Source organism: Agromyces marinus (genome assembly GCF_021442325.1).
GTDB lineage: Bacteria > Actinomycetota > Actinomycetes > Actinomycetales > Microbacteriaceae > Agromyces > Agromyces marinus.
The window spans coordinates 1,793,813-1,811,862 of the sequence record NZ_CP087879.1; the positions used below are offsets into that span (position 1 = coordinate 1,793,813).

General features: G+C 70.7%; 14 protein-coding genes and 1 tRNA gene. 3 read left to right on the forward strand and 12 right to left on the reverse strand.

Going from position 1 to position 18,050, the window contains the following annotated elements; genetic code table 11:
- Nucleotides 1–14: 14 nt before the first annotated feature.
- From dxs to dut, 5 genes are all read right to left on the reverse strand, one after another.
- Nucleotides 15–1,958, reverse strand: coding sequence for a 1-deoxy-D-xylulose-5-phosphate synthase (dxs, locus tag DSM26151_RS08395; RefSeq protein WP_234659127.1), 1,944 nt, complete (start codon nucleotides 1,956–1,958; stop codon nucleotides 15–17).
- Nucleotides 1,959–2,093: 135 nt separating this feature from the next.
- The gene (locus tag DSM26151_RS08400; RefSeq protein ID WP_234659128.1) at nucleotides 2,094–4,922 is read right to left on the reverse strand and encodes an aconitate hydratase; all 2,829 of its coding nucleotides are present in this window, start codon (nucleotides 4,920–4,922) and stop codon (nucleotides 2,094–2,096) included.
- Between the two features lie 156 nt (nucleotides 4,923–5,078).
- Nucleotides 5,079–5,837, reverse strand: coding sequence for a DUF3159 domain-containing protein (locus tag DSM26151_RS08405; protein ID WP_234659129.1), 759 nt, complete (start codon nucleotides 5,835–5,837; stop codon nucleotides 5,079–5,081).
- Nucleotides 5,834–6,454: a DUF3710 domain-containing protein gene (locus tag DSM26151_RS08410; protein ID WP_234659130.1), complete on the reverse strand. Its 621-nt coding sequence runs from the start codon at nucleotides 6,452–6,454 to the stop codon at nucleotides 5,834–5,836. Before DSM26151_RS08410 ends, DSM26151_RS08405 begins: the two co-directional genes overlap by 4 nt.
- Nucleotides 6,451–6,909: a dUTP diphosphatase gene (gene dut / locus DSM26151_RS08415; protein WP_234659131.1), complete on the reverse strand. Its 459-nt coding sequence runs from the start codon at nucleotides 6,907–6,909 to the stop codon at nucleotides 6,451–6,453. Before dut ends, DSM26151_RS08410 begins: the two co-directional genes overlap by 4 nt.
- A gap of 38 nt (nucleotides 6,910–6,947) precedes the next feature.
- Here dut and DSM26151_RS08420 point away from each other — a divergent pair, with 38 nt between their 5' ends.
- A complete protein-coding gene (locus tag DSM26151_RS08420; protein ID WP_234659132.1) occupies nucleotides 6,948–7,412 on the forward strand; it encodes a DUF3093 domain-containing protein in 465 nt (154 codons plus the stop codon).
- Here the strand turns inward: DSM26151_RS08420 and DSM26151_RS08425 are convergent.
- Nucleotides 7,409–7,702, reverse strand: a complete 294-nt coding sequence (locus tag DSM26151_RS08425) for a DUF4193 domain-containing protein (RefSeq protein WP_234659133.1) — start codon at nucleotides 7,700–7,702, stop codon at nucleotides 7,409–7,411. The genes DSM26151_RS08420 and DSM26151_RS08425 overlap by 4 nt on opposite strands.
- 195 nt (nucleotides 7,703–7,897) lie before the next feature.
- Between DSM26151_RS08425 and sepH the strand changes: the two genes are divergently transcribed.
- Complete coding sequence (gene sepH, locus DSM26151_RS08430) at nucleotides 7,898–8,998, forward strand: septation protein SepH (protein ID WP_234659134.1); 1,101 nt, start codon at nucleotides 7,898–7,900, stop codon at nucleotides 8,996–8,998.
- 82 nt (nucleotides 8,999–9,080) lie between these two features.
- On the opposite strand, the gene clpX is transcribed toward sepH, so the two are convergent.
- The 6 genes from clpX to DSM26151_RS08460 all read right to left on the reverse strand — a co-directional run bounded on the left by clpX (nucleotide 9,081) and on the right by DSM26151_RS08460 (nucleotide 14,080).
- The gene (gene clpX / locus DSM26151_RS08435) at nucleotides 9,081–10,358 is read right to left on the reverse strand and encodes an ATP-dependent Clp protease ATP-binding subunit ClpX (protein WP_234659135.1); all 1,278 of its coding nucleotides are present in this window, start codon (nucleotides 10,356–10,358) and stop codon (nucleotides 9,081–9,083) included.
- Between the two features lie 135 nt (nucleotides 10,359–10,493).
- Nucleotides 10,494–11,177, reverse strand: coding sequence for an ATP-dependent Clp protease proteolytic subunit (locus DSM26151_RS08440; protein ID WP_234659136.1), 684 nt, complete (start codon nucleotides 11,175–11,177; stop codon nucleotides 10,494–10,496).
- A 17-nt stretch (nucleotides 11,178–11,194) separates the two neighbouring features.
- Nucleotides 11,195–11,779 (reverse strand): ATP-dependent Clp protease proteolytic subunit, encoded by a 585-nt coding sequence (locus tag DSM26151_RS08445; protein WP_234659137.1) that lies wholly within the window; start codon nucleotides 11,777–11,779, stop codon nucleotides 11,195–11,197.
- 105 nt (nucleotides 11,780–11,884) lie between these two features.
- Nucleotides 11,885–12,397, reverse strand: coding sequence for a tetratricopeptide repeat protein (locus DSM26151_RS08450; protein ID WP_234659138.1), 513 nt, complete (start codon nucleotides 12,395–12,397; stop codon nucleotides 11,885–11,887).
- Between the two features lie 96 nt (nucleotides 12,398–12,493).
- Nucleotides 12,494–13,954 carry a trigger factor gene (tig, locus tag DSM26151_RS08455; protein WP_234659139.1) on the reverse strand — a complete coding sequence of 487 codons (1,461 nt, stop codon included), beginning with the start codon at nucleotides 13,952–13,954 and terminating at the stop codon, nucleotides 12,494–12,496.
- A gap of 52 nt (nucleotides 13,955–14,006) precedes the next feature.
- Nucleotides 14,007–14,080: transfer RNA gene (locus DSM26151_RS08460), tRNA-Pro, on the reverse strand.
- Nucleotides 14,081–14,289: 209 nt separating this feature from the next.
- Here DSM26151_RS08460 and DSM26151_RS08465 point away from each other — a divergent pair.
- Complete coding sequence (locus tag DSM26151_RS08465; RefSeq protein WP_234659140.1) at nucleotides 14,290–17,955, forward strand: SCO7613 C-terminal domain-containing membrane protein; 3,666 nt, start codon at nucleotides 14,290–14,292, stop codon at nucleotides 17,953–17,955.
- Nucleotides 17,956–18,050 lie beyond the last annotated feature (95 nt).

The following is an 18,050-nucleotide window of genomic DNA, read 5'->3' on the forward strand; positions in this document are numbered from 1 at the left end:
CGAAGCGCTCCTCGTCAGACGCGGGGGTGCGCGCCGGTGTCGGTCGAGAGGGGTGCGCCGGCGTTCCGAGCATGCGGCAGCTTGCTTCCGAGCACCATCGCCGTGACGTCCCGCGCGATGTGCTGCGGGGTCATGCCGACCCGCTCGAGGATGTCGCCGCGCGATCCGTGGTCGAGGAACTCGTCGGGCAGGCCGATCTCGGTCACCGCGGTGTCGACCCCGGCCTCCCGGAGGTCCTGGCGGATCCGCGTCCCGATGCCGCCGACGCGGACGCCGTCCTCGATGCTCACCACGATGCGGTAGTCGCCGGCGAGCGACACGAGGCTCTCCGGCACGGGAACGACCCAGCGGGGGTCCACCACGGTGGCACCGATCCCCTGTGCCTCGAGCCGGCGAGCGACCTCGAGCCCGATCCCCGCCATCGGGCCGACCGTGACGAGCAGGACGTCGCGGCGCTCGGACTCGACGAGCACGTCGACCCCGTCGTCGAGTCGGCGAACCGCGTCGTACTCGGTCCCGACGGCGCCCTTGGGGAAGCGGAGCACGGTCGGGCCGTCGGAGATCGCGACCGCCTCCCCGAGCTCCTCCGCCAGGCGGACGGAGTCGCGAGGAGCAGCGATGCGGATCCCGGGGACGACCTGCAGGATGGAGAGGTCCCAGACGCCGTGGTGGCTCGGACCGTCCGGTCCGGTCACGCCCGCCCGGTCGAGCACGAAGGTGACGCCCGCATCGTGCAGGGCGACGTCCATGAGCAACTGGTCGAACGCGCGGTTCATGAAGGTCGCATAGACCGCGACCACCGGGTGGAGTCCGCCGAACGCGAGTCCGGCCGCGCTCGTCACCGCGTGCTGCTCGGCGATGCCGACGTCGAACACCCGCTCGGGGAACCGCTCCGCCATGCGGTGCAGCCCCGTCGGCCTGAGCATCGCCGCAGTGATGCCCACGATCCGCTCGTCGCGCTCCGCCAGGCTCACCAGTTCGTCGGCGAAGACGCCCGTCCACGACGGGGCCGATGCGATCTCGAGCGATTCGCCCGTCTCCGGGTCGATCTGGCCGACGGCGTGGAACTGGTCGGCGGCATCACGACGTGCCGGCTCGTACCCCCGGCCCTTCTCGGTGATCGTGTGCACGATGACCGGGGCGCCGTAGTCCTTCGCCTGACGGAGCGCCTCCTCGAGCGCTCGCTCGTCGTGGCCGTCGATCGGGCCGATGTACTTGATGTCGAGGTTCGAGTAGAGCGCCTCGTTCCCGGAGACCCGGCTGAGGAACCCGTGCAGACCCCCGCGCACGCCGCGGTAGATCGCACGTCCGGGCGAGCCGAGCCGATCGAACGCGCTCCGGCTCTTCAGGTGCAGCGAACGGTACGACTGCTTGGTGCGCACGGAGTTGAGGAATCGAGCCATGCCGCCGATCGTCGGGGCGTACGACCTGCCGTTGTCGTTGACGACCACCACGAGGTTGCGGGTGTTGTCGTCGGAGATGTTGTTCAGCGCCTCCCACGTCATGCCGCCCGTCAACGCCCCGTCTCCGACGACGGCCACGACGTGCCGGTCGCCCTGCCCCGTCATCTCGAACGCCTTCGAGATCCCGTCCGCCCAGGAGAGCGAGCTCGACGCATGAGAACTCTCGACCACGTCGTGCTCGGACTCGGATCGCTGCGGATAGCCTGCGAGTCCGCCGGTCTGGCGAAGGGTGGAGAAGTCCTGGCGCCCCGTCAGGAGCTTGTGGACGTAGGACTGGTGACCCGTGTCGAAGATGATCGGGTCGCGCGGCGAGTCGAACACCCGGTGGATGGCGATGGTCAGTTCGACGACACCGAGGTTCGGCCCGAGGTGCCCGCCGGTCTTGGACACGTCCGCGACGAGGAACTCGCGGATCTCCCGGGCCAGCTCCACGACCTGCTCCTCCGAGAGCCTGTCGAGGTCCCGCGGTCCGCGGATCGTGTCGAGCAGCGTCATCCGTCGTGCCTCCGGGTGTCGGGCGCCATGCGCCCATCGTGAACGTTTCGAGTGTACGCCGGGCGGGCTGGGAACCCCCGGCAGGCCGAGGGGGCGGCGAGCCGAAGCCCGCCGCCCCCACCGTGTGCGCTGCGGTCAGACCAGGCTGCGCAGCACGTACTGCAGGATTCCGCCGTTGCGGTAGTAGTCGGCCTCACCAGGCGTGTCGATGCGGACGACCGCGTCGAACTCGACCGTCTGCTTGCCCTCCGCCGAGAACTCGCTGGGCTCGGCGACGACCCGGACGGTCTTCGGCGTGACGCCCTCGTTGAGCTGCTCGAGACCCGTGATCGACACGATCTCGGTGCCGTCGAGTCCCATGGACTTCCAGCTCTCGCCGGCCGGGAACTGCAGGGGCACGACGCCCATGCCGATGAGGTTCGAACGGTGGATCCGCTCGAAGCTCTCGGTGATGACCGCCCTGACGCCGAGCAGGCTGGTGCCCTTCGCCGCCCAGTCGCGCGACGAACCGGAACCGTACTCCTTGCCGCCGAAGACGACGAGCGGGGTGCCCTGGGCCTGGTAGTTCGTGCACGCGTCGTAGATGAACGACTGCGGGCCGCCGTCCTGCGTGAAGTCGCGCGTGAACCCGCCCTCGATGATCTGGCCGTCGTTGACCGCGGCGACGAGCTCGTTCTTGAGCCGGATGTTCGCGAACGTGCCGCGGATCATGACCTCGTGGTTGCCGCGCCGCGAGCCGTAGGAGTTGAAGTCGCGCTGCCCGACGCCGTGCTCGGTGAGGTACTGGGCCGCGGGCGTGCCGGCCTTGATGTTGCCGGCGGGGCTGATGTGGTCGGTCGTGACCGAGTCGCCGAGCGTCGCCATGACCCGCGCGCCGCTGATGTCGGAGACCGGGGTGAGCTCCATCGACATGCCGTCGAAGTACGGGGCCTTGCGCACGTAGGTCGAGGCGTCGTCCCACTCGAAGATCGGGCCGGTCGGCGTCGGCAGGTTCTTCCAGCGCTCGTCGCCGTCGAAGACGGTCGCGTACTGCTTGATGAACTGCTCGCGCGAGATCGAGGAGTCGATGATCTCCTGGACCTCTTCGGGCGCGGGCCAGATGTCGTGCAGGAACACCTCGGCGCCGTCCGATCCCGTGCCCAGCGGGTCCTTCTCGAAGTCGAAGTTCATCGAGCCGGCGAGGGCGTACGCCACCACGAGGGGCGGCGATGCCAGGTAGTTCATCTTCACATCGGGGCTGATCCGGCCCTCGAAGTTGCGGTTGCCCGAGAGCACCGCCGTGACGGCGAGGTCGTTCTCGTTGATGGCGGCGGAGACCTCTTCGATGAGCGGCCCGGAGTTGCCGATGCAGATCGTGCAGCCGTACCCGACGGTGAAGAAGCCGAGGCCCTCGAGCGCCTTGTCGAGACCGGACTTCTCGTAGTAGTCGGTGACGACCTTCGAGCCCGGGCCGAGGGTGGTCTTGACCCAGGGCTTGGACGTCAGGCCCTTGTCGAGCGCCTTCTTGGCGAGCAGGCCCGCTGCGATCATGACCGAGGGGTTCGACGTGTTCGTGCACGAGGTGATGGCCGCGAGCGCGACCGAGCCGTGGTTCAGCGTGTACGAGGCCCCGTCGGCCGTGGTCACCGCGGTCGGCCTGGAGACCGAGTGCGGCGCGTGCGAGTGGTGGTGGTGCTCGTGGTGGTTGTGCTCGTCCTCGGGCGTGAACCCGGGCGGGTCGGATGCCGGGAACGACTCGGAGATCGTCAGGTCGACCAGGTCGTGGTCGGCGTCGGCGTAGTTGGTGAGGTCGGCGTTGAACTGCTCCTTGGCCTCGGACAGCAGGATGCGGTCCTGAGGACGCTTCGGGCCGGCGATCGAGGGCACGACCGTGGACAGGTCGAGTTCGAGGTACTCGCTGTACTCGGGCTCGCTGGCAGCGTCGTGCCAGAGCGACTGCGCCTTGGCGTACTGCTCGACGAGGGCGACGGCCTGCTCGTCGCGACCGGTCAGGCGCAGGTAGTCGAGCGTGACGTCGTCGATGGGGAAGATCGCGGCGGTCGAGCCGAACTCGGGGCTCATGTTGCCGATGGTCGCGCGGTTCGCGAGCGGCACCGATGCGACGCCGGCGCCGTAGAACTCGACGAACTTGCCGACGACTCCGTGCTTGCGCAGCATGTCGGTGATCGTGAGGACGACGTCGGTCGCGGTGACGCCTGCGGGGATCTCGCCGCTCAGCTTGAAGCCGACGACACGCGGGATGAGCATCGAGACGGGCTGGCCGAGCATCGCGGCCTCGGCCTCGATGCCGCCGACGCCCCAGCCGAGGACGCCGAGCCCGTTGACCATCGTGGTGTGGGAGTCGGTTCCCACGCACGTGTCGGGGTAGGCGCGAAGGACGCCGTCGACCTGGCGGTCGTAGATGACCTTGGCCAGGTGCTCGATGTTGACCTGGTGGACGATGCCCGTGCCGGGCGGGACGACCTTGAAGTCGTCGAACGCGGTCTGACCCCAGCGGAGGAACTGGTAGCGCTCGCCGTTGCGCTCGTACTCGATCTCGACGTTGCGCTCGAGCGCGTTCTCGGTGCCGAACAGGTCGGCGATGACCGAGTGGTCGATGACCATCTCGGCGGGCGAGAGCGGGTTGATCCGCTTCGGGTCGCCGCCGAGGGCCGTGACGGCCTCGCGCATGGTGGCCAGGTCGACGATGCAGGGCACGCCGGTGAAGTCCTGCATGACCACGCGCGCAGGGGTGAACTGGATCTCGGTGTCGGGCTCGGCCGCCGGGTTCCACGAGCCGAGCGCCTCGATCTGCTCCTTGGTGACGTTCGCGCCATCCTCGGTGCGGAGCAGGTTCTCGAGGAGGACCTTCAGGCTGAACGGGAGCTTCTCGGAGCCGGCGACCGTGTCGATCCGGTAGATCTCGTAGGCCTGCTCTCCGACCTGGAGCGTGTCCTTCGCCCCGAAACTGTTCACTGCAGACACGGTGTCCTCTCCTTCACGGATGCCTCGCGCAGAGCGCGCGAGCTTCCAACTTCTCTGTCGAGCAGGGGGCGATTCCAGCAAGGGTAACCTAAGCGCCTCGCCTGCCGACATGCTCCGCCGGGACGCGGAATTTATCTTGATGTCGAGATAACTGTATCACTCGGCGGCAGGCTTCGCCGGGTACACGACGCGCACGACGAGCCACGAGAACACGAGCAGCAGCGCATACAGCGGAACGCCCATGAGCAACCGGGTCGCGCCGAGCGCCTCGACGTTGCCCGCGAAGTAGAACGGCACCTGCACCGCGAGGCGTGCGACGAACATGCCGAGCCACACGAACGTGAGCAGCTGCATCGCGCGATACTTGCGCCGCTCGCCGCGCCAGGCGGTGCCGTCTCCCATCAGGAAGCCGACGATCAGTCCGACCAGCGGCCACCGCACCAGCAGCGAGACGACGATGGCGACGGCGTACACGGCGTTCGTGTAGAAGCCGATGACGTAGTTGTCCTCGGCGCGTCCCGTCCAGAGCGACAGGGCGGCGGACGCCCCGACGCCGATGAGCCCCGCGATCGCCTGGGTCGGCTGGCTTCGCGCGACGAGCCTGGCGACCGTGAACAGCACGGCGAGCCCGACGGATGCGCCGAGCGCCCAGACCAGTTCGCGCGTGAACGTGAACCCGACCAGGAAGACCAGGCCGGGCAGGATCGCCTCGGCGAGTCCGCGGATGCCGCCGAGCGCGCCGATCAGGTCGGATGGCGTCAGCGTCTCGTCGCGTGCGATCCGGCCGAGGCCGGACTTCTCCGCGGCGGCCGCCATCTGTCGGCCGAACTCGCCCGCGGCGGCATCCGCTTCGGGTTCGTCGCCCGCTTCGGTGCCCGCCGCCGGATCCAGGTCCGCGGAATCGTCCCGGCTCACGCGGGCTGACCACCCGTCGACGAGGCCGGCATGCGCAGCGGGATCAGGTCGCGCGGCGGCATGGGGGTGTTTCCGCGCACGACGACGATCGAGCGGAAGAGGTCCTCGACCTTGGCGGCGGCGACCGGGTCTGCCGCAGCCTCGCCGGCGATCACGCCACGGAGGAACCAGCGCGGGCCGTCGACGCCGATGAACCGGGCCAGGCGCATCTGGCCCGCCTGCCCCTCGGCCGTGGTCACCGGGATCTGCGCGAGCAGTTCGGGACCGAACGTTCCCTCACGGACCTGGGTCGTGCCGCCCTGTCGCGCGATCTGGTCGGCGATCTGGTCGCGGATCTCGTGCCACAGGCCGCTGGATCGCGGGGCCGCGAAAGGCTGGACCTGCAGCGTCGACTTGGCGTAGTCGAGGCCCACCGCCACGACCCGCTTCGTGTTCTCCTCGACCTCGAGGCGCAGGTGGAGCCCGTCGCGCGGCAGCACCTTGACGCCGCCGAGGTCGACGTATGGGCGGACCGGGTTGGCCTCCGACTCGTCGAGCGGGCCGTTGGTGGCCCGGTCCTCGGGCGCGGACTTGGGGTGGTCGATCGGCACGTCGCCGACGTTCTCGATGTCGCTCACGCGTGTGCTCCTTGGTGGTTCGCCCCGAACCCGGTCGATCCGAATCCGCCTTCTCCGCGAAGGCTGCCGGGCAGCTTCTCGACTTCGACGAACCGCGCGCGAGAGACCGGCATCACGACGAGCTGGGCGATCCGGTCGCCCTCCTCGACGCGATACGCCTCGCGGGCGTCCGTGTTCAGCAGTGCGACCTTGATCTCGCCGCGGTAGCCCGCGTCGACCGTCCCCGGGGCGTTGACGATCGTCAGGCCGTGCCTGAACGCCAGACCGGAACGCGGGACGACGAAGGCGACGAACCCGTCGGGCAGCGCGATGGCGACGCCCGTGCCCACGGTCGCCCGTTCACCGGGCTCGAGGAGGACGGACTCGGAGGCGTGGAGGTCGGCACCCGCGTCGCCCGGATGGGCGTACGCCGGGATGCGCTCGGCCGTGATCAGCACATCGACGGAATCGGTCACCGTTCGAGGGTAGTGCAGAAGTCTGGTCTGATAGTCCCATGCCCGACTACCGCGAACGGCTCTGGCCGACGCCCTGGATCTACCTCTCCAGCCTCCTGCTCGTTCCCGCCAGCATCCTGGTGCTGGCCCCGGTCTCGCTGCCCGCGGGCATCGCGACCGGGGTGCTGCTGTATCTCGCGGTGGCCGGCACGCTCACCCTGACCGCGCCGGTCATCGAGGTGCGCGACGGGCGATTCCGGGCTGGTCGCGCCGAGATCCCGCTCGACGTGACCGGCGAGGCGGTGCCCGCCGAGGGCGAGGCCGCGCGCGCCGAGCGCGGCACGCGACTGGACGCCCGCGCGTTCCTGGTGATCAGGGGCTGGATCGCCGACGTCGTGCGCGTGCCGGTGGCGGATGCCGCCGACCCGGCGCCGTACTGGCTCGTGTCGACGCGGCATCCACGAGAACTGGCCGCCGCGATCAATCGATCGCGACGGCCACATACGGGGAGCGGGCCGGCCTAGGCGGCGCACTCCAGGCAGATCGGACCGAGCTTGGACTCGTGGTCGATCTGCGAGCGGTGCTTCACGAGGAAGCAGTTCGCGCAGGTGAACTCGTCAGCCTGCGGCGGGAGGACGACGACGTCGAGTTCGACGTCGGACAGGTCGGCGCCCGCGAGATCGAAGCTGCCCGGGTTGTCGGCGTCCTCGGCGTCGACATTGCCCGACATCTTGTCGGGCACGCGCTCCTTGATGGCCTCGATCGACTCCGAGTCGTCGTCGGTCTTCCGCGGCGCGTCGTAATCCGTTGCCATTCCCATCCTTTATTTCCGTGGCCGTGGTTTCGGCGGGCATAGTCTGCACGAAATCACGTGCGTAAGCAAACCACTCCCCGCGGGTCGAAACCGGTGGAATGCACAACTGACGGCGCGCCCGGGGTATTCCCAGCCGGCGCACGCCGGGCGTGGCATCCTAGGGCGGAGATCAAGGGCAGGGAAGGGCGTCTCGCCATGCAGGAACTCAAGGTGATCGGTGTCGAGAGCGGCGCCCTCATCGCGGCCTCCGACGACGGCGCGCGATTCCGGATCGAGATCGACGAGGTGCTGCAGTCCCGCATCCGGCAGGCGACCCCCGAGGCGCAGACCGGGCCGAAGCTGTCGCCGCGCGAGGTGCAGACGCACATCCGGTCGGGCCTGTCCGCCGAGGAGGTCGCCGAACTGACCGGCGCATCGGTCGAGTACATCCGTCGCTTCGAAGGTCCCGTGATCGCCGAGCGCGAACACATGGTCACCTCGGCACTCGCCGTCCCGGTGAACGCGGCGGAGCACACCGAGGGCGACGAACCCGCGTCGTTCGGCACGGTCCTGCGCGAGCGACTGGCCAAGCTGGGCGCCCAGGGCGAACGCTGGGCGAGTTGGAAGGACGACGAGCGCGGCTGGATGGTCAAGCTCGAGTTCACCGCCGACGGCATCGACCACGACGCACGCTGGTCCTTCGAGCCGCGCAAGCAGGCGCTCCACCCGCAGAACACGGATGCCACGACGCTCTCCTCGCACGGTGAGGTCCGCGGCGGCATGATCCCGCGCCTCCGGGCCGTCTCCCCCTCGGAGGAGGACGGCACGCGCTTCGACAGCGGAGCGTTCACGTTCGAACCCTCGGACTCCGCCGACCAGGACACGGCACCGCAGCCCGATCTCGCCGCAGCGCGCCAGCCCGCGCAGGCGCCGACGTCGAGTCCGGCCGTCGCGCGTGCGGCGATCAAGCGCGCCGACGAGCCCGCACCGCCGACCGGCGAGACCGCCGACCTGCTCGAGGCGCTTCGCCGCCGGCGCGGCGAACGCGAGATCGGTCCGGTGAACCCGACGATCTCCGTGCCCTCCCCGCTCGCGCCCGGCGCACCTGACGCGGCGGCACCCACCGAACGCACCGAGCGTCCCGAGGCGGATGCCGCGGCCGACGACGAGCACGAGCGTTCGGGCGCTGCGGCACGCGCGCTCTGGGGCGGCGGACGGTCCGCATCGCAGGCCGGCAAGTCGAAGAAGGGCCGCGCTGCGATGCCCAGCTGGGACGAGATCGTGTTCGGCGCTCGCAGCGACGACGACCTGGCGTAGCCGAACGGCGCGGTGAGCTCCGGGCGCCGGGCTCAGGAGTCCGACGAGCGCTGCGGTCGGGTCGCGGACGGCGGCGGCGCGGTCAGGCGGACTTCTCGGTGCGGCGCGGCTTGGCCGGAACGATGGTGGGCGCGGCGTTGTCGACGACCGTCTCCTTCGTGACCACGACCCGAGCGACGCCCGTGCTCGACGGAACCTCGAACATGATGGGCCCGAGGACCTCTTCCATGATCGCGCGGAGTCCGCGCGCGCCGGTCTGACGCAGCACCGCGAGGTCGGCGATCGCCTCGAGCGCCGCGTGATCGAAGTCGAGTTGCACGCCGTCGAGCTCGAACATGCGCTGGTACTGCTTGACCAGGGCGTTCTTCGGCACGGTGAGGATCTCCATGAGCGCCTCCTGGTCGAGCGGCGTGACCGTCGCGACGACCGGCAGTCGACCGATGAATTCGGGGATCAGGCCGAACTTGTGCAGGTCTTCGGGGAGCACCTCGCTGAACAGTTCCGCTTCGTCCTGCTTGGAGTGCAGGGGTGCCCCGAAGCCGATGCCGCGCTTGCCCGCGCGCGAGGAGATGATGTCCTCCAGGCCGGCGAAGGCGCCGGCGACGATGAACAGCACGTTCGTCGTGTCGATCTGGATGAACTCCTGGTGCGGATGCTTCCGGCCGCCCTGCGGCGGGACCGACGCGACGGTGCCCTCGAGGATCTTCAGCAGCGCCTGCTGCACGCCCTCGCCGGAGACGTCGCGAGTGATCGAGGGGTTCTCGGCCTTGCGCGCGATCTTGTCGACCTCGTCGATGTAGATGATGCCCGTCTCGGCGCGCTTGACGTCGTAGTCGGCGGCCTGGATGAGCTTGAGGAGGATGTTCTCGACGTCTTCGCCCACGTAGCCGGCCTCGGTGAGCGCCGTGGCATCCGCCACCGCGAACGGCACGTTCAGCTGCTTCGCCAGGGTCTGGGCGAGGTAGGTCTTGCCGCAGCCGGTCGGACCGATGAGCAGGATGTTGGACTTCGCGATCTCGATGTCGTCGTGTGCGCGATCGGCGGGGGTGATCTCGGTCCGGGCCCGCACGCGCTTGTAGTGGTTGTAGACCGCGACCGCGAGCGCACGCTTGGCGGCCTCCTGGCCGATGACGTACTCCTCGAGGAACGAGAAGATCTCCTTCGGCTTGGGCAGTTCGAACTCGCCGGCCTCGGATTCGCCCGCCTCGGCGAGACGCTCCTCGATGATCTCGTTGCAGAGCTCGACGCACTCGTCGCAGATGTACACGCCGGGTCCGGCGATGAGCTGCTGCACCTGCTTCTGACTCTTTCCGCAGAAGGAGCACTTCAACAGGTCAGCACTCTCCCCGATGCGCGCCATCGCTTCCTCCCTCGTACCGAGTGTTCTCCGAGCCTAGCCCGATGGGGCCGCCGCGTGGCCGCCCGCCACGGGTTTGGCGGAAACGGAACGAACGAGGGGCGGATGCCGTCATCCGCCCCTCGCCCGCTCGCCTATCTAGCGGTTGACCGCCGGCAGCGTCTTGCGCGACGAGAGCACCTGGTCGATGAGGCCGTATGCGAGCGCCTCGTCGGCGGACAGGATCTTGTCGCGGTCGATGTCGGTGTGGACCTGCTCCTGGGTCCGGGTGGAGTGCTTGGACAGCGTCTCCTCCAGCCAGGTCCGCATGCGCAGGATCTCGGCCGCCTGGATCTCGATGTCGGAGGCCTGGCCGTGGCCGGCCTCGCCCATCGCCGGCTGGTGGATGAGCACGCGCGCGTTCGGCAGCGCGAGACGTCGACCCGGGGTCCCGGCCGCGGCGATCACGGCGGCCGCCGAGGCCGCCTGGCCGAGGACGACGGTCTGGATCTGCGGACGGATGTACTGCATCGTGTCGTAGATCGCGGTCATCGCCGTGAAGGAGCCGCCGGGCGAGTTGATGTACATCATGATGTCGCGGTCGGGGTCCATCGACTCGAGCACGAGCAGCTGCGCCATGATGTCGTCGGCCGACGCGTCGTCGACCTGCACGCCGAGGAAGATGATGCGGTCCTCGAAGAGCTTCGCGTACGGGTCCTGTCGCTTGTAGCCGTACGCCGTGCGCTCTTCGAAGCTCGGCAGGATGTACCGCGAGCCGGGGGCCTGCCGGCCCGAGAAGGCGGTGCCGCCGAAGGAGGGGCCACCGAGGGCAGGTACTGTCATTCGCTCGTTCTCTCTTCCTACGCGTTGGTCCCGCCGCCGCCGGCGACGTCGAGCGCCGACTCGCGGATGTGGTCGACGAAGCCGTACTCGAGCGCCTCCTGCGCCGTGAACCAGCGGTCGCGGTCGCCGTCGGCGTTGATCTGCTCGACGGTCTTGCCGGTCTGCGCCGCGGTGATCTCGGCGAGGCGCTTCTTCATGTCGAGGATGAGCTGCGCCTGGGTCTGGATGTCGCTCGCGGTGCCGCCGAAGCCGCCGTGGGGCTGGTGCAGCAGCACACGCGCGTTCGGCGTGATGTACCGCTTGCCCTTCGTGCCGGCCGTGAGCAGGAGCTGCCCCATCGAGGCCGCCATGCCGATGCCGACCGTGACGATGTCGTTCGGGACGAACTGCATGGTGTCGTAGATCGCCATGCCCGCCGTGATCGAGCCACCGGGCGAGTTGATGTAGAGGTAGATGTCCTTCTTCGGGTCCTCGGCGGCGAGGAGCAGCAGCTTCGCGGCGATCTCGTTCGCGTTGTCGTCACGCACCTCGGAGCCGAGCCAGATGATGCGGTCCTTCAGCAGTCGATCGAACACACTGGGCTGCAGTGTCGGTTCGGCCATGGATTTCGCTCCGTTCCGTTGCTTCGTTGTGTCGAATCTATCCGGTGCGACCGACGTGAATCGGGCTGTTCGCCGTCGGCGGATGCCGCGCCGTGACGAGGGCCTTCAGACGCCGGCGTCCGGCTCCTCGCCGGCCTTCGGCCGAGCGGGCAGTTCGCGTGCGTAGGCGTCGACCGAGCGGCGGTACTGCGTCAGGTGCGGTGCGAGCGCGACGAGGGCGACGGATGCCGCGGCATCCGCTCTCCCCGCCGACGCCAATGCGAGCGCGCGGAACGCCGCGATCGCATCCACGAGGTCGCCGGGCTCGTCGGACACCGCGTCGAGGAGGGCCAGCGCCTCCTCCGGCCGTCCGAGGTTGCGAACGGTCGAGGCGAGCTGGATGTGCGCCTCGATGCGTGCCCGCCCGTCGAGCCCGAGGTCGAGGGCGCGCCGGTATCGCGGCTCCGCGTCCGATTCGAGCCCGGCGGAGTCCCGCGCACCGGCCGCCTCGAACCATCCACGCGGGTCGTCAGGGGGCAGCTCGGAGACCAGCGCGTCGATGCCGGCGAGGACCTGCTCCTCCCCCAGCTCGGATGCCGCAGCCCAGACCGCGTCGATGCGCTCCTGCCAGTCGATCATGACTTCCTCTCGTTCCTGGGTCGCGGGCCCGGCCCGCAGACGACGGACGGGGCCGGGCATGCGCCCGGCCCCGTCCGCTGCGGTGTGCTCGACGACCTACTCGGCGTCGGCCTTCTTCGCGGCGCGCTTGCGCGCGGGCTTCTTCTCCTCGACCGGCGCCTCCGCGTCGGCCTCGGCCGGTGCGTCGGCGGCGGCCTTCTTCGCGGCGCGCTTGCGCGCCGGCTTCTGCTCGGCGGGCTCCTCGGCGGCGGGGTCCTCGTCGGCCTCCGACGACTCGTCGGCGACCGCGGTGAACTCAGACAGGTCGACGGCGCCGCCGGCGGCATCCTTCACCGTGACCTTGCCGAGCGCGATCGCCAGCGCCTTGTTGCGCGCGACCTCGCCGACCATCGCGGGGATCTGGCCGTTCTGGCTCAGGACCTGCACGAACTCGTTCGGGTCCATGCCGTACTGCGCAGCGCCCTGGACGAGGTACTGCGTGAGCTCCTCCTGGCCGACCTGGACCTTCTCCGCCTCGGCGATCGCGTCGAGCACGATCTGCGTCTTGAAGGCCTTGGTGCTCGCCTCGGTGACCTCGGCGCGGTGCTCGTCGTCCTCGAGGCGACCCTCGGAGTCGAGGTGGCGGTGCACCTCGTCCTCGATGACGCTGTCGGCGACGGGGACCTCGACGAGCTCGAGGAGCCTGTCCACGAGCAGGTCGCGGGCCTGGCTGCCCTGGCCGAACGACTTGTTCTTCGCGATCTGGTCCTTCAGGCTCGCGGTGAGTTCGTCGAGCGTGTCGAACTCGCTCGCGATCTGCGCGAAGTCGTCGTTCGCCTCGGGGAGTTCGCGCTCCTTGACCGCGGTGACGGTCACGGTGATCTCCGCGGTCTCGCCCTCGTGCTCGCCGCCGAGCAGCTTCGACGCGAACGTCGTGGTCTCGCCAGCGGTGAGGGAATCGAGCGCGTCGTCGATGCCCTCGAGCAGCTCGCCGGAGCCGAGCTCGTAGGACACGCCGCTGGCGGTGTCGACCTCTGCGCCGTCGATCGTCGCCACGAGGTCGATCGTGGCGAAGTCACCCGACGTGGCCGGGCGGTCGACCGTGACGAGCGTGCCGAAACGCGTGCGCAGACGCTCGAGCTCTTCGGTGATCTCGTCGTCGGAGACCTCGACCGCGTCGACCGTCAGCTCGAGGCCCGCGTACTCGGGCAGCTCGATCTCGGGACGCACGTCGACCTCGATCGAGAGCAGCAGGTCGCCCGAGAAGTCCTTCTCGTTCGGCCACTCCACGATGTCGGCCGCCGGGCGGCCGAGCGGGCGCAGTTCGTGCTCGGTCACCGCGGCGCGGTAGAAGCCGTCGAGCCCCTCGTTGACCGCATGCTCCAGGACGGCGGCCTTGCCGACCCGCTGGTCGATGACCGGCGCGGGGACCTTGCCCTTGCGGAAGCCGGGAACGTTGATCTGCTCGGCGATGTGCTCGTAGGCGTGGGCGATACTGGGCTTGAGCTCGTCCGGCGTCACCGAGATGGTGAGCTTGGCGCGAGTCGGGCTCAGCTTCTCAACCGAAGTGGTCGGCATGGGGAAGACTCTCCTGTTTGGTGGAAGTACGTGGTCGAGCCGATGCGACTCGTCGGGGCGACAGGATTCGAACCTGCGACTTCCCGCTCCCAAAGCGGGCGCTCTACCAAGCTGAGCTACGCCCCGAGTCGCCGGCTTGACTCGCCGGTCCGACGCGTCGGCACGCCGAAGCAGGCCGAAGCGCGGAATGGACCCGGGAAAGTCTACTGCACGCGCCGTCGTACGCCCGATGCCGCCTCGACCGCGTCGGCGCGACCCGTCCGCACGCGGTGTGGAGAGCGGGGCCGGTGCGAATGCAGGGCGCTCGGCCGTCGCGTGCGTGCCAGAGTGTGCGCATGACCGACTCGACGCGCTCCCCCGCGCCCGATCTGCGTCGCTGGCCGAGCGACCCCGCCCAGCTCGCCGACACGACGCTCTGCCCCTCCTGCTTCGCAGGCCTGCGCGGCGCGCGATGCGACGTGTGCGGGCTCCGACTCGACGTCGCGGCCGCTGCGGAACTGCTCGGTGCGGGCCTGCGCGTGCGGGATGCCGAGATCGAGCGGCAGACGATCATCACGAGGATGCGTGCGGAGCAGGTCGCACGCGCGGCGGCGGGCGGCACCGCGGCGGGCGGCCCGGCGGGCGGCCCGGCCCTTCCGTCCCCGGTCCCCGCCCCGACCGCTGCCGCCCCCGACCGGGCCGCAGCTGCCGCCCCGGCGGAGACCGCGACCTCGCCGGTCGCAGCCCCTCGACGGTCCGGGGTGCAGGTGCTGCTGCTCACCCTCGGCGTCGTGCTGCTCTCGGTCGCGGCGATGGTGTTCCTCTTCTTCGCCTTCGTCGTCGCAGACCTCGAGGTGCGCTCCCTCATCGTCGCCGCGGCCAGCGTCGTCGTCCTCGGCGTCGCCTGGTTGCTCCGCGCTCGCCGTCTCCCGGGAACGGCCGAGGGCGTGTCGGCGGTCGGCGCGGTGCTCCTCGTGCTCGACGCCTGGATCATCAGGGCGAACGGCCTGTTCGGTGCCGATCACATCGACGGTGCCGCGTATTGGGGCGGCGCATTGCTCGTGGTCGCCGCCGTGCTCGCCGCCGCGGGTGTCGTGGGCCGCCTGCGGGTCCCGCGCGTCGCTGCGGCGGCACTGGCCCCGGCGGGGGTGTTCGTCGGCGGATTCGGACTCGTGCCCGATGGTGGGACCGCGACGGGGCTGTGGCTCGGCGGGATGGCGACGGCGCTCCTCGCCGCGGCCTCGCGTGTGATCCGCCTCCCGGCCGAGCAGGCGATCGTGCGGTCCCTCGGGTTCGCGGGCGGAGGGCTCGCCGTGATCGGCGCGGCCTGGGCCCTGCCCGACGTCGACGGCGGCACGCTCTGGTCGTTCCTCGCGGTCACCGCCGTGTGGACGATCGTGCTCGTCGCGATGCCGGACTCGGCTGCCGGTCCGCGCGGCTGGCGCACGGCGGCCTCGGTCGTGGTCGGTCTCAGCCTTCCGCTCGCACTCGTCCTCGGCATCGCCGTGGATGCGGGGCCCGTGACGTCCGTGTGGCTGGCGCCCGGGCTGGCGGCGCTCGTCGCCGTCGGGGCGGCCGCGCTCACGCGGGTCGGGGCCGCCCGGCGCGACGCGGCGCCGGCCCTCCTCGCCGCATCGATGGTCGCCGGCATCTCGACCCTGCCGGCACTCGTGAGCACGCTGGTCGGGCTCGGCGACCTCTTCTCCGACGTGGCGGGGCCGTGGTCGCGCCCCGCGAACGCGACCGTGGCCCGCGGCGTCCCCGGCGAGCCCGCGGCCGCCGTGCTGGCGCTCGCGATCACCGCCACGGCCGTGTTCGCCGTGCTCGCGCTGACCCGCCGACTGCGGCGCTTCGCGGCATCCGTCGTCGCCCTGGTCGTGGCGACCGCGTTCGCCGCCGCCGTGCTGATGCCGACGCTCCTCACCGCGATGATCGGCCTGATCGTCGTCGCCGCCGCGTCGCTCGGAGCGGCCGCGGCCGGTCTCGCGCGGCGGCTCCGGGGCGCAGGCGCAGTGCTGGCCGCGGGCGGGATCCCCGCAGCGGCGCTCGCCTGGCTGTTCGCACATGCATCTACCGGGCTGTGGTGGTGGGTCGTGCCGTCCGTCCTCGTCCTGGCGATCGCAGGGCGCGTCGTCGCGAACCGGATCTGGCGGACGGCGGCGGCAGCGCGCATGCTCCACCTGATCGCCGCGTCCCTCATCGCGCTGCTCGCGGCGCTCGCGTTCCCCGGCTGGGCGCGGGCCGTGGGCCTTCCCTCGGTCGCGCCGTGGAACGATCCCGCATTCCTCGTCGCACTCCTGGCGGCCATGGCGCTCGGCGTGCTCGCGCTCGCGCGCCAGCTGCCGGTGGACGACCGGCTCGCCCTCGGCGCCACGCTGTTCGCAGGCGCGATGCTCGGGTCGACCTGGCTCGTGCTCTCCCCGCCCCCCGCCTGGGGCTGGGTGCCTGCGGCCGCCCTCGCCCTCGTCGGACTCGTGTGGGCGAGATCCGGCAACCGAGCCGTGAGTTCGCTGTTCGCCGCGGGAACGCCGCTCGCGACCGTCTTCGCGGGAGCCGGGGTGGCGGCCGGACTCGAGGGCGGGAGCATCGCGATCGGCATGGCTGCTGCGTCGCTCGTCGCCGCCGTGGTCGCCCACGTGGCGCTGCCGCGGGATCAGATCGTCCGACGCGTCTGGTGCTCGGCCACGGCGATCCTCGTCACCGTCACCACCGTCATCGCACTCGCCGGTCCCGTGCCCTCCGAAGCGGTGTGGCTCGTGCTGCTCCTGCTCGCACCCGCTCCGCTGATCCTCGCTGCGCTGTTCGGGGATCCGATCGGTGGGCCGTCCGTCGTGGCCAACGGCTCCTGGGGCTCGCTCGTGCTCGGCGTCGGGAGCATGTGGGCGTGGTTCGGCGACCGCGGTGCGTCCGACGTCGAGGCCTACACCCTCCCGCTCGCGATCGGACTGTGGGTCGCGGCCGGCCTCGTCCTCTGGCGGCGCCCGGCGACCGACACCACGGCCGCCGGGCGGACGACCCTCCTGGCCGCCGGCGCCGCGGTGGCCGTGCTACCGAGCCTGGCCACCGCGGGCGACTCGGAGCTGCGCACGCTCGTCCTCGTCGCGATCGGAGCCGTGCTCGTGATCGCGGGAAGCTTCGTGCCCGAGCTCGTACGCGGGATTCCCGTCAGGATGCTCGTCGTGGCGACCGGCTGGGTCGCCGCCACCGGCGCCGCCCTCCTCCGCGGGTCGACGATCGCGACGGGCGGCACGAGCGGGCTTCCGATCGAGTTCTGGCCCGTCCTGGCTCTCGCGGTCGGGGTGGTCGCGACCGTGCTCTGGGCACGTGACCGGGCGGTGCCCGAGCGTGCGGCCGAGATTACGCTCGCCGTCTCGGTCACGCTGGCCGCCGTCCCGACGGCGCTCGCGATCGCCGACGGTCGGAACGCCGGGCTTCGCGCGGCCGTGCTCCTCGGGTGCCTCGCCGTCGTGCACGTCGTCGGCACGGCGACCCGGACGCGGCCCTTCTCGGGCCCTGCGCTCACCTGGACGAGCCTCGCCGCAGCCGTCGTCGCCGGCGGCTTCGCGCTCGTCTCGGGTGCGGTCGACCCCTTCGACCTCGTCACCGTTCCGATCGGCGCGGCGCTCGTCGCCGCCGGGGCCGTTCACCTGCACCGATCGCCCGGCGCGAGGAGCTGGCCCACGCTCGGCCCGGGACTCGCGGTGCTGCTGCTGCCCGCGCTGCTGGCCGACTGGACCGACCCGGTCCTGTGGCGACTGGTCGCGCTCGGGGTCGCGGCGGTCGCGGCGGTCGTCACCGGAGCGGTGCTCCGGCTCCAGGCGCCGCTTCTGCTCGGCGGCGCCGTGCTGTTCGTGCACGCCATCGCCCAGCTCTGGCCGTGGATCACGCTGCTCTACGAGGCCGTGTGGTGGTGGCTGTGGCTCGGGATCGCCGGTGCCCTGCTCATCGCGATCGCCGCGACCTACGAGCGCCAGGTCAGGCTCGCCCGCGGACTGGGTCGGACGATCGCATCGCTGCGATGAGTGGTGCAGCCGGCGTTTCAACCGGCCCTCCCGGACTCACCGGCTTCGACCGTGCGCGGAGACGTGCCCGGCGCCGTGTACGATGATCGGGTGCC

What these genes read in the sequence shown, in the direction of transcription:
- dxs (WP_234659127.1), bottom strand. Translation starts at nt 1,958, where the DNA reads ATGACGCTGCTCGACACGATCCGCGGACCGCGGGACCTCGACAGGCTC.
- DSM26151_RS08420 (WP_234659132.1), top strand. Translation starts at nt 6,948, where the DNA reads ATGCCCGACTACCGCGAACGGCTCTGGCCGACGCCCTGGATCTACCTC.
- DSM26151_RS08425 (WP_234659133.1), bottom strand. Translation starts at nt 7,702, where the DNA reads ATGGCAACGGATTACGACGCGCCGCGGAAGACCGACGACGACTCGGAG.
- sepH (WP_234659134.1), top strand. Translation starts at nt 7,898, where the DNA reads ATGCAGGAACTCAAGGTGATCGGTGTCGAGAGCGGCGCCCTCATCGCG.
- clpX (WP_234659135.1), bottom strand. Translation starts at nt 10,358, where the DNA reads ATGGCGCGCATCGGGGAGAGTGCTGACCTGTTGAAGTGCTCCTTCTGC.
- DSM26151_RS08440 (WP_234659136.1), bottom strand. Translation starts at nt 11,177, where the DNA reads ATGACAGTACCTGCCCTCGGTGGCCCCTCCTTCGGCGGCACCGCCTTC.
- DSM26151_RS08445 (WP_234659137.1), bottom strand. Translation starts at nt 11,779, where the DNA reads ATGGCCGAACCGACACTGCAGCCCAGTGTGTTCGATCGACTGCTGAAG.
- DSM26151_RS08450 (WP_234659138.1), bottom strand. Translation starts at nt 12,397, where the DNA reads ATGATCGACTGGCAGGAGCGCATCGACGCGGTCTGGGCTGCGGCATCC.
- tig (WP_234659139.1), bottom strand. Translation starts at nt 13,954, where the DNA reads ATGCCGACCACTTCGGTTGAGAAGCTGAGCCCGACTCGCGCCAAGCTC.
- DSM26151_RS08465 (WP_234659140.1), top strand. Translation starts at nt 14,290, where the DNA reads ATGACCGACTCGACGCGCTCCCCCGCGCCCGATCTGCGTCGCTGGCCG.